Origin of the sequence: Rossellomorea vietnamensis, from assembly GCF_001305855.1 — a bacterium.
GTDB lineage: Bacteria > Bacillota > Bacilli > Bacillales > Bacillaceae_B > Rossellomorea > Rossellomorea vietnamensis_A.
Map to the genome: position 1 here is coordinate 1 of NZ_LIXZ01000032.1, position 15,119 is coordinate 15,119.

The following is a 15,119-nucleotide window of genomic DNA, read 5'->3' on the forward strand; positions in this document are numbered from 1 at the left end:
GTTCAAGTAAAGGGCAGTTTGGTGAAAAAAGGATATGCGGAGGGGATTATAATTCAAAACAGTAATAGTAGTCTCTCAAATGAAAGGTTATTGTTAAGGGAATTTACTATGAGTGATTGGATTGGTGTACATAAATACGCATCACAAGATATCGTTTGTCAATATCAGCCTTGGGGACCAAATACAGAAAAAGACTCGCAGGATTTTATAAATCAAGCGATAAAAGACTCTGCACAAAACCCAAGAACAAGGTTTGTTTTTGCCATTATATATGAGGAAATAATGATTGGAGCTGGAGAGTTTAATATAAGGAATTTCACTAATAAAGTTGGAGAGATTGGCTATATTGTTCATCCAGATTATTGGGGAAAAGGGATAGCGACAGAAGTTGCAACTCTATTAATTGATTTTGGATTTGGAGAACTTAAACTTCATCGTATATATGCAACTTGTGACCCAAGGAACATAGGTTCATCAAAAGTTTTGGAGAAGGTTGGAATGACCAAAGAAGGTAGAATTCGTGAAGATTTGTTAATAAAAGATGGCTGGCGAGATTCATCACTATACAGTGTTTTGGAACAAGAATGGAAATCGTAATATAACAAACCTTATTAAGCTAACGGGGGCTTTAATTGAATAAGAACAATAACAAAAAGCTTGGGAGATCCCAAGCTTTTTGTTTTGATATTTGTATTGTTAACTCACTTCTTATTCAGGCAACGTAAATCCTATTAATATTCAATCACATCTCCAGCCTTCATAACCTCTCCCTCAGAATCCTCAAGCATCTCAACGAATTTATGCGGATCCTGTTTAATCGGCGGGAATGTATCATAATGAATCGGCACAACCTTCTTCGCTTTCAAGAAGCTCGCTGCCGTCGCCGCATCTTCAGGTCCCATCGTGAAATTATCTCCGATTGGTAGGAATGCCAGATCAATTGGATGGCGCTCCCCGATCAGTTTCATGTCTGAGAACAATCCTGTATCCCCTGCATGGAAAATGGTTTTCCCTTCAATCATCAAGAGAATTCCTGCTGGCATGCCCATGTAGATAATTTCATTGCCGTCCGTAATTAAACCTGATCCGTGGAAAGCCTGTGTGAATTTCACTTTACCGAAGTCGAATTCATAGGCTCCTCCGACGTGCATCGGATGGGTTTTCACTAATTGCCAGCTTAGGTAGGTTGCGAGTTCATGATTGGCGATGACGAGTGAATCGTTTTTCTTCGCAAGTTCTACCGTGTCTCCTACGTGATCGTTGTGACCGTGTGTAAGGATGATGACATCTGGTTTTTCATCTTCCAATTTTAGATCTGTCAGTTCGTTTCCGGTGATGAATGGATCAATAAGGATCGTTTTTTCGTTGGTTTTTATTTTCACTACTGAATGTCCGTGATATGAAATCTTCATAATTTCTCTCCTCCAAATAAACTTATCTATTTTTCTTACTCTCGTATGCTATTTTATGTTATACCCCAATTTTTTAAAAATAAGCGAGAAGTGGCAATTAAGATGTTGTCTCTACTCATATAAAAAAGTAATAAAAAAACCAAGGTTAGCCCTTGGTAAGAAAGATTATCTATTTTGGAGCTGATTGCTCATCCGTTTCCTTTTCCAGTACATTCTCGATATAATCTTTGCCCCATTCATACATGGCCTCTAAGATGGGTAACAGTCTTTCCCCATGCTCGGTGAGTGAGTATTCGACTTTTGGCGGGACGACAGGATACACTTCCCGGTGCACGATTAAATGATCTTCGAGTTCTCGTAATTGGTTAACAAGCATTCTTTGAGTGATACCCGGCATAAGAGATTTTAATTCTCCAAATCGTTTTGTTCCTTCCTTGCCCAGATGCCACAAAATCAACATTTTCCATTTACCACCGATTACGGCGAGGGTTAATTCTTTTTCACAGTTGAAATTCTTCTCTCCTAAATTTGGCATTTGCCTCAACTCTCCTTTATTCATCCAATAGTATACTTTTTATCACTATATGCGGTAAATGTGCGTACTTTAAATTTATTTACATACTGAGTATACTAAACAGCATGCTAGTGAGTAAATACATTCACTTAGCATCACCAATTAAAATTTATTATAAGGAGCGAATATAAATGAAATTACAATTAGCATTAGATCTTGTCGATATCCCGGGTGCCATTGAATTAGTAAAAGAGGTGGAAGAGTATATTGATGTTGTAGAAATTGGTACCCCTGTTGTGATCAATGAAGGGCTTAAAGCAGTGAAAGAAGTAAAAGCAACATTCCCTAACTTAACCGTATTAGCGGACTTAAAAATCATGGATGCCGCTGGATATGAAGTCAGTCAAGCCTCTGCTGCGGGTGCTGACATCATTACGATTCTTGGAACGGCAGAAGACGAGTCAATTAAAGGCGCAGTAGAAGAAGCCCGAAAACAAGGGAAACAAATCCTTGTTGATATGATTGCCGTGAAAGACGTTGCCGCCCGTGCGAAAGAATTGGACGAACTTGGTGCCGATTATATTTGTGTACACACAGGTTATGATCTTCAAGCTGTAGGAAAAAATTCCTTTGAAGATCTACACACGATCAAAAGCGTTGTGAAAAATGCCAAAACGGCGATTGCCGGTGGAATCAAATTAGAAACACTACCGGAAGTCATTAAAGAACAGCCTGACCTCATCATTGTAGGTGGCGGGATCACAGGCAAAGAAGATAAACGGGCGACTGCACGTGAAATGCAGGAATTAATTCACCAAGGGTAATGACACGATGAAGTCTACTCAATATTTAGCCAAAGTCGTTGAAGAATTAAGTCAAACGGTGCACTTAATCTCTGATGAAGAGTCAGAGAAATTAGTAAACCAGATTCTGGAATCCAATAAAATCTTTGTGGCAGGTGCTGGCAGATCTGGATTGATGGGGAAATCTTTTGTGATGCGCATGATGCACATGGGGATTGATGCCTATGTCGTCGGGGAAACAGTAACAGCTAACTTAGAAAAGGATGATCTATTAATCATTGGATCAGGCTCAGGAGAAACCAAAACGTTAGTGGCCATTGCTGAAAAAGCTAAAAGCTTGGGAGGTACCGTCGCAGCGATAACCATCTCTCCTGACTCAACCATTGGGAAATTAGCTGATTTGACCGTTACATTACCGGGAGTCACGAAACACCAGTCTGAAGGTAGTGACAAAACGATCCAACCAATGGGCTCTCTATTTGAGCAAACGATGCTGTTATTTTATGATGCCATCATTCTTCGCTTTATGGAGAAAAAAGGATTGAATTCTACTAAAATGTATGGAAAACACGCTAATCTAGAATAGAGTAAAATACAGAAAAAGCCACATTTCAGTATGTGGCTTTTTCTGTATGCCTTCATTTTTCAAGCGAAGTATTGCGCTCCATCAACATACTCTCCCATATTTACACAAAAAAGCCGACTGAACATTCCCATCCAGTCGGCTTCCTGTTGTTATTGTTGCTCTAATTGTGTTCTAGTATCTGAGTAGTCTACAGTATGCGCTTCAGCAACCGCTTGGTACGTCACATATCCATTCAATGTGTTAATACCTTTTAACAGCGCTTCGTTATCTAAGCACGCTTTTTTGTAGCCTTTGTTTGCAATTTGAACCGCGTAAGGGACGGTTACGTTTGTTAATGCGATGGTTGACGTACGTGGTACGGCACCTGGCATGTTGGCAACGGCATAGTGTACAACACCGTGCTTCACGTATGTTGGATCGTCATGCGTTGTGATGCGATCTGTTGTTTCAAAGATTCCGCCTTGGTCGATGGCGATATCGACAACAACTGAACCAGGTGTCATCGCTTTGATCATCTCTTCTGTCACTAATTTAGGTGCTTTCGCTCCTGGAATCAGAACAGCTCCGATGACAAGGTCCGCTTCTCTAACAGCTTGTTCGATATTTAACGGGTTTGACATAAGCGTTGTTACGTCGCTGCCGAAGATATCATCCAGCTGACGAAGGCGATCCGGGTTAAGGTCAAGGATCGTTACGTTGGCACCAAGACCGACAGCCATTTTGGCGGCATTCGTACCGGCCACTCCTCCACCGATGATCGTTACTTTACTGCGGCGAACCCCAGGGACACCTGAAAGTAATACACCTTTACCACCGTGGATCTTCTCTAAGAACTGGGCACCGATTTGAGTCGCCATACGTCCAGCCACTTCACTCATCGGAGTCAGTAATGGAAGGGCACGATTCAGTTCAACCGTTTCGTACGCGATCCCGACTACTTTATTATCGATTAACGCTTTCGTTAATTCCGGTTCTGGAGCAAGATGTAAATATGTAAATAAGATAAGCCCCTCGCGGAAATAAGAGTACTCACTTGGAAGTGGCTCTTTTACCTTCATGACCATATCCATGGACCATGCTTCCGCTGCAGAATCAACGATGTGTCCACCTGCTGCTGTGTAATCTTCATCTGTAAATCCTGAACCCATTCCCGCTCCAGCTTCGATGTAAACGTCATGTCCGAATTGAACAAGGTTCACAACACCAGCCGGCGTCATGGCCACACGATTTTCGTTGTTTTTAATTTCCGTTGGTACACCAATACGCATACTAAGCCAACCTCCTAAATGCACTATTGCTCCTTGGAGCATTCACTTCCTAAATATAACACTATTCATATATAATAGCGAAGGGCAATTACTCACCCTGTAAGCACTTACATTCTAACAAAAAATTTAGGAAATATCTCTATTTTTCTTTAAAAAAATAAATGATTATTTCTTCGCTTTTTTTCAAAAATTCTTTAAAATAGAAACCATGCATCCTAGTATACCCAAAGGAGACGAAATTATGAAACAACCCATGATCGAACGGCTCGGACTCGAAAAGGTCCCACCCGAACTAAAATCAACCACATGGATCGAATACTTCATCATACAGCTCGCCTTCTCCGTGAATGCAGGAAACTTCCTCATCCCGGCACTCGCCGTCCTTGAAGGCGGACTATCCTTCCAGGCAGCGTTCATCGCAACCGTACTCGGAGCAAGCGTCGCCTTCCTATTCGTATCATTCCTATCTCTACCGGGCTCCCGCTACGGCCTGCCCGCCCAATACGTCCTGAGGTCCATCATCGGAACCCGGCTGTCGATGCTCATCGCATCTCCCATCCGGTCCCTGACGTCCCTCTACTGGTTCAGCGTCCAAACCATCGGAGGAACCTTCGTCATCATCTCCATGGTGGAAAAAGTAACACCCTACACGATTCCGTTCATCCCGGTCGCCATCGGCCTCGCCATCATCATGACCCTTCTAGCCCTCATCGGCTTCGAAGCCGTCAAGAAAGCAACCAAACTATTCATCCCGATCCTCGTGATCGGCCAGGGAATCATCCTCTACCTGTTCCTAACAAAAGGAGCCGATTCCCTCCCAACACTAACACAAGGCCAGGAACCATTCTCCATCGGAACGTTCCTATTCTACTCAAGCCTCGTCTTCGTCCAATATATCTCAGGCGTCAGCGCATCCTCCGACATCACCCGCTACAGCAAAAGCGACCGTCACGGATTCTGGGGACTGTACGCGGGAAACGTCGTCGGATTCATGATGACGGCACTCCTTGGAGGACTGAGTGCCAGCTTGTTCAAGGATCTAAATCCATTCGTTGCAGCGGGTCAACTGACCGACTCGAGTCTGCTTCTATTGGTGATCACGGCTTGTGCAATGGTGTCGATGATTTCGATTAATCTTAGCAATGCGTATACAGGGGGATATAGTTTACTTAACGCACTGCCTTCCTTATCGCGGATTCAAAGTGCATTGGTTTTCAGTGTAGCTGGGATCATTTTAAGTTCGTTTCCGCAGCTGGTTTATAATGCGCAGGAGTATATTTCTTATCTTGGGATCTTGATCATTCCGATATCGGCTATTGTGGTGGCTGATTATTTGGTTATTCGGAAAGGACGGATTTCTGAGAATGCGCTTGTGAGGCTTGCGAGTGGGGAAGCGAATTTTAATCGTGAAGCGTTGGTTGTGTTGGGGGTTGGGATGGTATTTTATTTGGTGATTCCAGATTCGTTTTCGCCGGGGTTTAGTTGTTTTATTTTCACCTCACTCCTTTATACCCTGAGTAAAAGCTTAGGGAGATTTGAAAGGCAGGATCCTATTCAAAAACTTGGTTAAAGAGAGAAAGTGAACCTTATGATGAGGTTCACTTTTTACGAGAGCTTACATAAAAACTTCAAAGAAGAGAGAATAGAACATCTACTCTCTCTCATAAAACTAATCAAAATAAGAGAATTAGAGATTCTCTCCATTCGAACGGATGACATCTTTATACCAATAGAATGATTTCTTTCTGCTTCTTTCCAGTGTTCCGGTTCCATCATCATGTTTGTCAACATAGATGAAACCATATCTCTTGGAATATTCTCCGGAAGAAGCACTCACCAAGTCGATGCAACCCCATGAAGTATAACCAATGAGGTCCACGCCATCTTCTACGGCTTCGCCCATCGCTTTAATATGCTCACGCAAGTAGTCAATACGGTAATCGTCGTTGATGCTGCCATCCTCTTCGACTTTATCGTATGCCCCCAGTCCATTTTCAACAACCATCAGCGGTTTTTGATAGCGATCGTATAACTCGTTCAGTGCGACCCGAAGGCCAGTAGGATCGATTTCCCAACCCCAGTCACTTGCTTTCAGGAATGGGTTCTTCACACCGCCAATCAGATTTCCTTCTCCGATCTCTTCTGATGTTTTCTCCTTTTTCTCTGTTCTGGACATGTAGTAACTGAAAGAAATGAAATCGACTGTTCCTTCTTTGATCGTCTCCAAATCGCCCTCTTGCATATCAATCACAATATCATTTTCTTTGAAGAATCGATTTGCAAACGAAGGATATTCTCCACGCACTTGAATATCTCCGCAGAAGAAATTAAACATTCTTCCATCCTCCAACGCATACATAACGTTTTCCGGATTGGAATCATAAGAATACGTCGGTGCATAAATAAGCATATTGCCAATCTGTGACCCAGGAATGATCTGGTGTCCAAGTTTAACGGCAATGGCACTTGCGACAAATTGATGGTGCAGCCCTTGAAAACTTTCCTGCAGACGTGTTTCATCACTAGTCGCAGAGAAGCCGAGGCCGAATAATGGGAAGTGTGTTGCACCGTTGATTTCATTGAACGTCAGCCAATACTTAACTTTATCTTTATAGCGGTTGAAAAGAACAGTCACATAACGCTCAAAGAATTCAACCAGTTTACGGTTTCTCCACCCGCCATATTCTTTTATCAAATGTAATGGAGTTTCATAGTGAGCGATTGTCACCAATGGTTCGATTCCGTGTTTATGAAGTTCATCAAAGACACGGTCATAGAATGCTAACCCTTCTTCATTCGGCTCAAGCTCATCACCTTTAGGGAATATCCGGCTCCAGGCAATACTCATACGGAACACTTTAAAGCCCATTTCCGCAAATAGAGCAATGTCTTCTTTGTAACGATGATAAAAATCAATCGCTTCATGGTTTGGATACGTATATTTATCTGTATCTAATTCAAAATCAAAACCAGACTGCGATAAAAGCTGTAGCCGAGCTTTCCCTCCAGGCAAGACATCTGCAAGGTTTGGCCCTTTGCCTCCTTCATTGTATCCACCTTCTAATTGATTGGCAGCTGTCGCGCCGCCCCATAAAAAGTTTTCTGGAAATTGATATCTTTTACTCATACTATTACCTCCGATTTTTTTATAAATCTTCACCATTTGATTTGATTACATTTTGATACCAAGAAAAGCTTTTCTTTTTCTTTCTATTTAACGTTCCATGACCTTCATTATCTTTATCGACATATATGTAGCCGTATCTTTTCTTCATCTCACCTGTTGACGCGCTTACAATGTCGATAGGTCCCCAGCTTGTATATCCGATTAGCTCGCCACCATCTTTAACGGCTTCTTTCATTTGCTCAACATGTTTACGCAGATAATCGATTCGATAATCATCGTGGATTTCGCCATCATCATTAGGAACATCATGGGCACCCAATCCATTTTCTACAACAAATAAAGGTTTTTGATAACGGTCATGTAATTGATTCATGGTAATCCGGAATCCTTTCGGGTCAATCGTCCATCCCCATTCCGACTTCTCCAGATAAGGGTTTTCAATTGAACCGAATACATTTCCTGATGTTTGCTGCTTAAGAACTTCTGGATTTGTACTTGTCGTACGGGATGAATAATAACTGAATCCAATATAATCGACGGTTCCGTTCTTCAGAATTTCTTCATCTTCAGGATGCATGTCAATTTCAATGTCATTCTCATTCATATATCGTTTGGCGTAACCAGGATATGCCCCTCTTGCTTGAACATCAATGAAGAAGAATGATTCCCGATCTTTGTCCATTCCATCCCAGACATCATCAGGATTTGCAGTATATGGATAGGTCATCCCGGCAGCAAGCATGCATCCGATTTGGAATTCCGGATTAATCTCATGTCCAGCTTTCACAGCTAATGCACTGGCAAGCAGCTGATGGTGAGCCGCCTGATACTTAATTTGGTTCTTATGATCACCTTCTTTGAAAATAAGGCCTGCCCCCACAAAAGGTAAATGAAGCAGCATATTAATTTCATTGAATGTCATCCAGTATTTCACTTTATTTTTATAGCGGTTAAAAATCGTTTTTGCATATCGCTCAAAGAACACAACCAGTTCTCTATTTCTCCAGCTGCCATACTTTTCTATCAGATTGACCGGAACATCAAAGTGAGCAATCGTGACAACCGGTTCAATATTATATTTTGCTAGTTCATCAAATACATCCTCGTAAAACTTCAGGCCTTCCTCATTTGGCGTTTCATCATCACCATCAGGGAAAATCCTTGCCCACGATATGGATAGTCTCAACGCTTTAAAACCCATCTCCGCAAAAAGAGCGATATCCTCTTTATAATGATTATAGAAACCGATTGCCTCATGCCCTGGATAAAACTCATTTGAATCCGGTACAAGGCTTTCAATATTACCATTCATAATATCCCATCGCTTTTTGCCAGTCGGAAGCAAATCTACAATGGTCAACCCTTTTCCACCCTCAAGGTACGCCCCTTCAGCCTGGTTTGCTGCGATTGCGCCTCCCCAAAGAAAATCGCTTGAAAAGCCTTTAATTTTTTCCATTCTATTACCTCCCTAATCATAGAAAAGACCAGATATGGTTTTCACTTTGTAAAAACCATATCTATTCAATTACTAAGCTCTTATATCTGCTAGAGTATTTCCACTAACCTCTATCGATTTATTTTCTGATGCTTTGATATTGATTAACGAAGTTTTGGGTCAGACCCCCGGTACATTAATGCTTTACCGTACTGAGGGGCTGACCCCAATATTCTCTATTATTGGAAATAAATGTTTCAACTTCCAAGAGAAAAGTGCCTGCCCCCCAAACGCAGTAATTCATTACTGTACCGGGGCTCAAGCACCATAATTACAGACCATTTGTGAAATATTCTTTCTATTAAACTATATGGGTGTATTATCTAGCAAGTGTTTCAATTACCTTAAAAGAATATTAAAGCTATAGGTAATTGCAGATTCATACGTAGATAACTTAGTTTGGTATGAGCGTCACCTGGATTAATAGTCGTTAACAAATTCCTCAAGTTTAACCTTTTGTATTCGTTTATCTATTTCAGATATTATCTCCTCTATGTGCTGCCTATGTTTAAGATAATCCAGGCCGTTTAGTATTGGGCGTAAACTTTCATAAAATGACCTTCGTTGGACTAACCATGGAATTTCACTTCCTGACCAACTTCCAGACAGAGGTTGAAAATTCAGTTTTTCAAACAACTCAAAGCTTTTATTCTGCATCAACCAATATTCTATAAGTTCTTTCTTCCGATGATTATCAAAACTCGCTACAGCATAAAATAAAGTCTCTATAGCTTCTTCTGCAGTTCTATTATGTTTCATATAATCTTTTATCCATTGATTTTGGTTGTTTTTCAAACGACTATTTTCGTCTATTTCCTCAAACTTAAATAATTCGTCAATGTACTGACCTCTTAAAAAAATATTGTCTTGAGTTTTCTTAAGAATATAATTAAAAGCTTTACTAACCAGATTATAATAGTTTTCTAACGGCCATATAAAATTTAAATTTATACTGTCACTTTGGAGATAATATTGTCCATTCACCGAAAATTGGAAGTCTATATAATCAAAAAGAATACTCTCATCATATTTCATAAAATCTATAAGAAAGCTTGAATCATAATCTCGATAACTATCAATTTTCAACATTTCAAAATATGCATTTTTTAAAGTGCTTAATTTCCCATTAAATAAACTAAATAACTTCTTTCGTAATTCAGTGTGAGGATTAAATATTAAGGACATACAAAGAAAAAATTTTCTCTTTTCATTTTCATTCCCCTGCAACAGGATTTCTGTAACATTTACAAAAACATTTCCGTCTATTTGCATATAATTTTCTAAGAAAGATAAATCATGATACCACCCAGTAGAATCAGTACTTGGTTCATTAAAATGCTTATAGAGACTGTCTAAATACTTTTGACTAATTTGATTCTTCGGAATTAGAGAAAAGAAGGAGAAAAGCCAATTTGACTTGTTGTAATAATCTTGTTGTCTAATAATTTGTTCAGTCTGATCTAGTCCTTGTGTAGTTATTAAATACTCAATTATTTGATTAGGGTGCACATCTAACTTTAGGTTCATATTCAAATATATTTTTGTGATTTCAGAAAGATCAGCTTGAACTTCTATTAAAACTGAGAACAGTTTATTCATACCATCGACAATTTCATAGCTCTCTTCCTCAATTGTTTCATGAATATATCTTATATCCTCAAATAACTTTTCAAAGTCAATCAATGTAAAGTCTTTAATCCATTCTCTGATTGAATTCCTTTTCTGTTCCTCAGCTTCTCTATAATCTTCTCTGAATTTTCTTTCACCTTTAATAATTGAATAAATCTTATACCTATCACTTTGATAACTCTCTACATCGTCTATCAACTTTATGCCTACTCTTTTAAAACTCTTGAATAACTTATTTACTAGCAAGCAATGCTCAAAGCTAGCCTGATTTAACTTTTCTCTAATTATTTTGGCAATGTAGTATTTATCAATTTCTATTATTTCTTGTGCTACATCCGAATTTATTCTTATAGCATTTAACAAGTGAATTACTTCTCTTTTGTATTTGTTGGCATTCAGCAATTCTATTAAATTTATCCAAATCTTAGTTCGGTACTCGATACAACCATCATTTGCAATTAAGGTAATATTATGAATTACAATTCCCCTATAACCTTTTGCCTCTGTATGCTCAAAACTATACTTCAAGAAGTGTGTGGATACTCTAATAAACATCATCGTGAGAATCTCGTCAGACCAATTATTAGCTTTCTCTTTTAGTCTAGATATTACGTAGTTTTGAACAAAATAATTCCTTCTGTGAGAGTGTTGATTAATACCGAATTTCTTAACAATAATAGAGTAAATTAATTGGAATTCGTTTGTTTTTTTGGACAGATAATCAAATATAAGATCTAACGCCATCAAATGTTCATCAGTATATCTATATTGTATTAAAGTTTGAATTATAGGAGGTGGTTCATTGCTATAGTTGTTTGAAATAATAAAGTTATTTTCAAAGGGTTCATATTCCATATCATCTATACATTGCTTTATATAAAGCAATGTTTCTGTTTTATTAAATATCCAAAAGGTTAACATATAGTCTTCAAACCTAGAATCATTTTTTCCCTTATAGTGATTCCATAGAGCCTTTATCTCAGCTTCCAACATTCTATGAGTCCTCTGTGAGTTAAAATGATTATTGAGAGAGTTTACTGTTTCAACAATACGATTCTTCATTTCTGGGAAATACTTATCTATCAAAGCAGATAATGGTAGAATTTTTTTATCAATGATGGATAGATATAATAAATAAGTTGACAATATTTGGTCAGAAACCTTTGCTACTTGATTATCATAAATATCAACAATCTCTAGCTCTCCTAATCTTGTAATAATAGAATTAAATACGTCTTCATTAATTTGTGAAATCTTACATAGAGATTTTAAATTTTCGGTATCATTTAAGTTAATATTATTTAAAAAAGAAATAATACCTGCAACCTTGAGAAAATTATTATCATTTAAGTCATCTAAATCTTTTCTTATGTTTGTAAAATATTGGTCTAGTAGCTGTGTTGTATCACTAATACTCTCAAAAGTACTTTCTCTTTTTGCAATACTTGCAGCCATAACAGCCAAGCGTGGATTACCCTGAGCAATCGACTCAATTCTTTCCAAGTAAAGTGAATTTGTTATATTAAATTCTTTACTTACAATTTCTCGAATTTCTTCGTCTTTTAATTTTTCAATTTTAATTTGTTTTGCAATTGTATGTTCTTCAACTTTCTCTAAAACCTTATCTAAAGCATAGTCTCTTACTGTAGCGATAACCTTAACCCTTTTACCACTATCTTTTTCATGTAAATATTCTAGTATTATATCTAAAGATGTTGTTTGGTTGGCATCATCAATCAATAAGAGGTAGTCACCCTGCTCATGTAAATACACTAAAAGATCTTCATAAAGGCTTTGTCCGTTGTTTTTTACGCACAATAATTTAGTTGTGTGGTTTGCATTAATATAGCTTCTACACGCCTCTAAAACGAGCCGTGTTTTTCCAGTACCAGCTTTTCCAGAAACAGTTACAACATCATTCTCCTGTAAAGAGCATAATACGGACGAGAGCTCTTCTTCTCTAAAGTGAAAATTAATCCCCAGTGGAGTAGCCATAGCATTTTTATCATATATAGACACAAAATCTTCCATTGTTACAATCTGTCCTGTATCAATATTTACATTTAGGAATTCCTTTGCTATTCTTGGATATTTTTGATATAAATCTTGAGATAACTGGTCTATTCCAATGATCCTTAGCCTTATATTGTGTTGCTCTAACAAATAATTTAGCTCTTCTAATTCTTTGGGGTAAAGTTGAGCAGTATGACAATATATTATTTCTTGTATTTTTGCCCTTTCGATGCCTGTAAATGTTTCATCCAAACATTTATGTAGATCACTACGTATTTTCTTGTATAGCCCTTCTTTTTGCACTGTGTATTCAACGAATACATATTTTCCATTATTTAAAACAAAATACGCATCAGGAGTCCCCTTTCTGGTGGACTCACTTCCTACAACTGACCCTAGTGAAGTTATATTTCGATATCCTGTTGCAACTAAATAGGTATCTACAAGTTTTTGAAAATTAGCAGCATTCATCATGAGTATTTTACGCTGTATTTCATTTAGCTTTGTCATTAGAACTCCTCCTTGTAAATGATTACGTATTATAGAGTAAGAGGCTTCAATGTATTACAACACTTACACTTACCCCCCCTACTGCTGGAGATAATCTAATACTTATATCAATGTTATAAGTTATAAGTATTAATATTAATACTGCGTATAAAACAAAGACATACCAACGGTTGGGTTCTTCGACTAATCATAATCAAAAAGTATAAATAAAAAACTCCCTGAGAAAAAAGGGAGCATTCAATTCATTCAATCTTGTTAAATATCACTTTGAATTTTGCGCCTGCACTCTGTACTGCTGCCCATGTATTATTCAAAATATAATGAAAAGGGATGTATTGCTTATTTGTATGGTGATTTGAAATTGACCTATATTTTGATAGAGAGAACATGTTGCCAATCAGAGCCCATACGTAAACTTCACCTTCCTGATCTTTTTTTATATCTTTTATCAACTCCCATAATTCTTCTGGAGTTTTTTTATCTTTATTTTTTATCATTCTTGATTTCTTTACTTTATATTTATCTCCTCTCCACTCAGAATTCCAATTTTCTATTCCTGGATTTTCCGCGCTTAATGGATGAACATAATCTAAGTTTTTAATTATCTGACCACATATTTCTTGAAAAGATGAGGCAGATAATTTCTTTTTCTCTGTTGTAGCTTTGCAATGAATAAAATAAACCTTACGCCTGTTATCAGAATCTTTTATTCCGATAAAATCTGCAATTTCATTTCCAAGGTCACTACAAACTATATAGTCTAACTCTTCCAACTCTTTTTGAATAACCTTTGACTGGTCATCGGTAGAATCGAGAATACTTCCTTGATTTGAAATTAAGTGAAAAAGGGACCTTTCATCCCATTCATCCATAATTTCATCTCTGGTTACAAAAGGTCCTTTTTCAGTAAGGAGAATATCCTCTTTTAACTTAAATTCTTTCAATATAGGTAGAAGCTCCTTTTTTTCCTTATCAATCCCAACTTTAAAGAAGAAATTATGTGAATAAATATATCCTGGTGAATTTGTTACTACTTGAAACGCCTGTTTCACATTCAAATAATCTGAAATACTATTATCTTCTTTCTCAATAGTAATTTTAATTTTATCTAATTCCACGAAATAGTATCTATTTTTTTGAAAATCAAATAGTACCTGTAGTTTCTTTTTTATACCACCATAAAATTCGAGTGTTACTATCCACTCGTCTCCCACAGCATTGACTTCATATGCATTTTTAATTAGTTCTATTGGGCTGCTATCATTTAATAAATTATCGATATTAAACTGTATCAATATCGGCTTAATATCTTTGGGTTTTTTAGTGATTGGTGCATATCTACTAAATATATTTTCTGCCTTGGTTGTTGTATTAGTTAACTTTTTTTCTAAAAAATTTAACCATTTTAAAAAATTCGATAGAGAATACTGATACGAGGAATCAGACACTTTTGAATTTCTAAAGCCTATATACCTCTTACTTACCTTATCTTCCATGTTTATTATTGTGCCATTAGCAGTAGTAGCGAAACTATATTTATCAGTAATTTGGGGGGCGGTATTTTTTAAGTTATCGGCAAAAAAAACACTTCTACTTACTTCATTTTTAGAAATACTACCATTGGTGATAGAGATTTGTGAAAACTTACTCTTTTCATTAAATAGTTTTTGTAATTTGGTGGAGTCAATTGTCTTAAAATTATCTTTAATAAAGTTTGGTATATTATTTTTTGAATCAAAAACAAATAATATACCGTTTATTA

The 15,119-nt window shown here is 37.4% G+C and carries 11 protein-coding genes; 4 read left to right on the plus strand and 7 right to left on the minus strand.

The features are described from left to right. Positions 1–90: 90 nt before the first annotated feature. Positions 91–597 (plus strand): GNAT family N-acetyltransferase, encoded by a 507-nt coding sequence (locus AM506_RS20920; RefSeq protein WP_327205559.1) that lies wholly within the window; start codon positions 91–93, stop codon positions 595–597. A gap of 134 nt (positions 598–731) precedes the next feature. On the opposite strand, the gene AM506_RS20925 is transcribed toward AM506_RS20920, so the two are convergent. Then, positions 732–1,412: a metal-dependent hydrolase gene (locus tag AM506_RS20925; protein WP_060674973.1), complete on the minus strand. Its 681-nt coding sequence runs from the start codon at positions 1,410–1,412 to the stop codon at positions 732–734. A gap of 169 nt (positions 1,413–1,581) precedes the next feature. Further along, entirely contained in the window at positions 1,582–1,947 is a 366-nt protein-coding gene (locus tag AM506_RS20930; RefSeq protein WP_060674975.1) for a winged helix-turn-helix transcriptional regulator, read from the minus strand. A 170-nt stretch (positions 1,948–2,117) separates the two neighbouring features. On the opposite strand from AM506_RS20930, the gene hxlA reads away from it, so the two are divergent. Continuing rightward, complete coding sequence (hxlA, locus tag AM506_RS20935; RefSeq protein ID WP_060674977.1) at positions 2,118–2,750, plus strand: 3-hexulose-6-phosphate synthase; 633 nt, start codon at positions 2,118–2,120, stop codon at positions 2,748–2,750. Positions 2,751–2,757: 7 nt separating this feature from the next. Continuing rightward, positions 2,758–3,315, plus strand: a complete 558-nt coding sequence (hxlB, locus tag AM506_RS20940; protein ID WP_060674979.1) for a 6-phospho-3-hexuloisomerase — start codon at positions 2,758–2,760, stop codon at positions 3,313–3,315. Positions 3,316–3,464: 149 nt separating this feature from the next. Here the strand turns inward: hxlB and ald are convergent, their stop codons facing one another. Continuing rightward, the gene (gene ald, locus AM506_RS20945) at positions 3,465–4,583 is read right to left on the minus strand and encodes an alanine dehydrogenase (protein ID WP_060674981.1); all 1,119 of its coding nucleotides are present in this window, start codon (positions 4,581–4,583) and stop codon (positions 3,465–3,467) included. Positions 4,584–4,824: 241 nt separating this feature from the next. Here ald and AM506_RS20950 point away from each other — a divergent pair, with 241 nt between their 5' ends. After that, entirely contained in the window at positions 4,825–6,153 is a 1,329-nt protein-coding gene (locus AM506_RS20950) for a purine-cytosine permease family protein (RefSeq protein ID WP_060674983.1), read from the plus strand. A 117-nt stretch (positions 6,154–6,270) separates the two neighbouring features. Here AM506_RS20950 and AM506_RS20955 read toward each other — a convergent pair whose 3' ends face one another. The 4 genes from AM506_RS20955 to AM506_RS22875 form a co-directional block, all read right to left on the minus strand. After that, positions 6,271–7,710, minus strand: coding sequence for a glycoside hydrolase family 1 protein (locus AM506_RS20955; RefSeq protein WP_060674985.1), 1,440 nt, complete (start codon positions 7,708–7,710; stop codon positions 6,271–6,273). 19 nt (positions 7,711–7,729) lie between these two features. After that, positions 7,730–9,166 carry a 6-phospho-beta-glucosidase gene (locus tag AM506_RS20960; RefSeq protein ID WP_060674987.1) on the minus strand — a complete coding sequence of 479 codons (1,437 nt, stop codon included), beginning with the start codon at positions 9,164–9,166 and terminating at the stop codon, positions 7,730–7,732. A gap of 459 nt (positions 9,167–9,625) precedes the next feature. Beyond that, positions 9,626–13,357, minus strand: a complete 3,732-nt coding sequence (locus AM506_RS20965) for a hypothetical protein (RefSeq protein WP_060674988.1) — start codon at positions 13,355–13,357, stop codon at positions 9,626–9,628. 242 nt (positions 13,358–13,599) lie between these two features. Then, a partial coding sequence (locus AM506_RS22875; RefSeq protein WP_160316906.1) for a hypothetical protein occupies positions 13,600–15,119 on the minus strand: 1,520 nt, incomplete at its 5' end.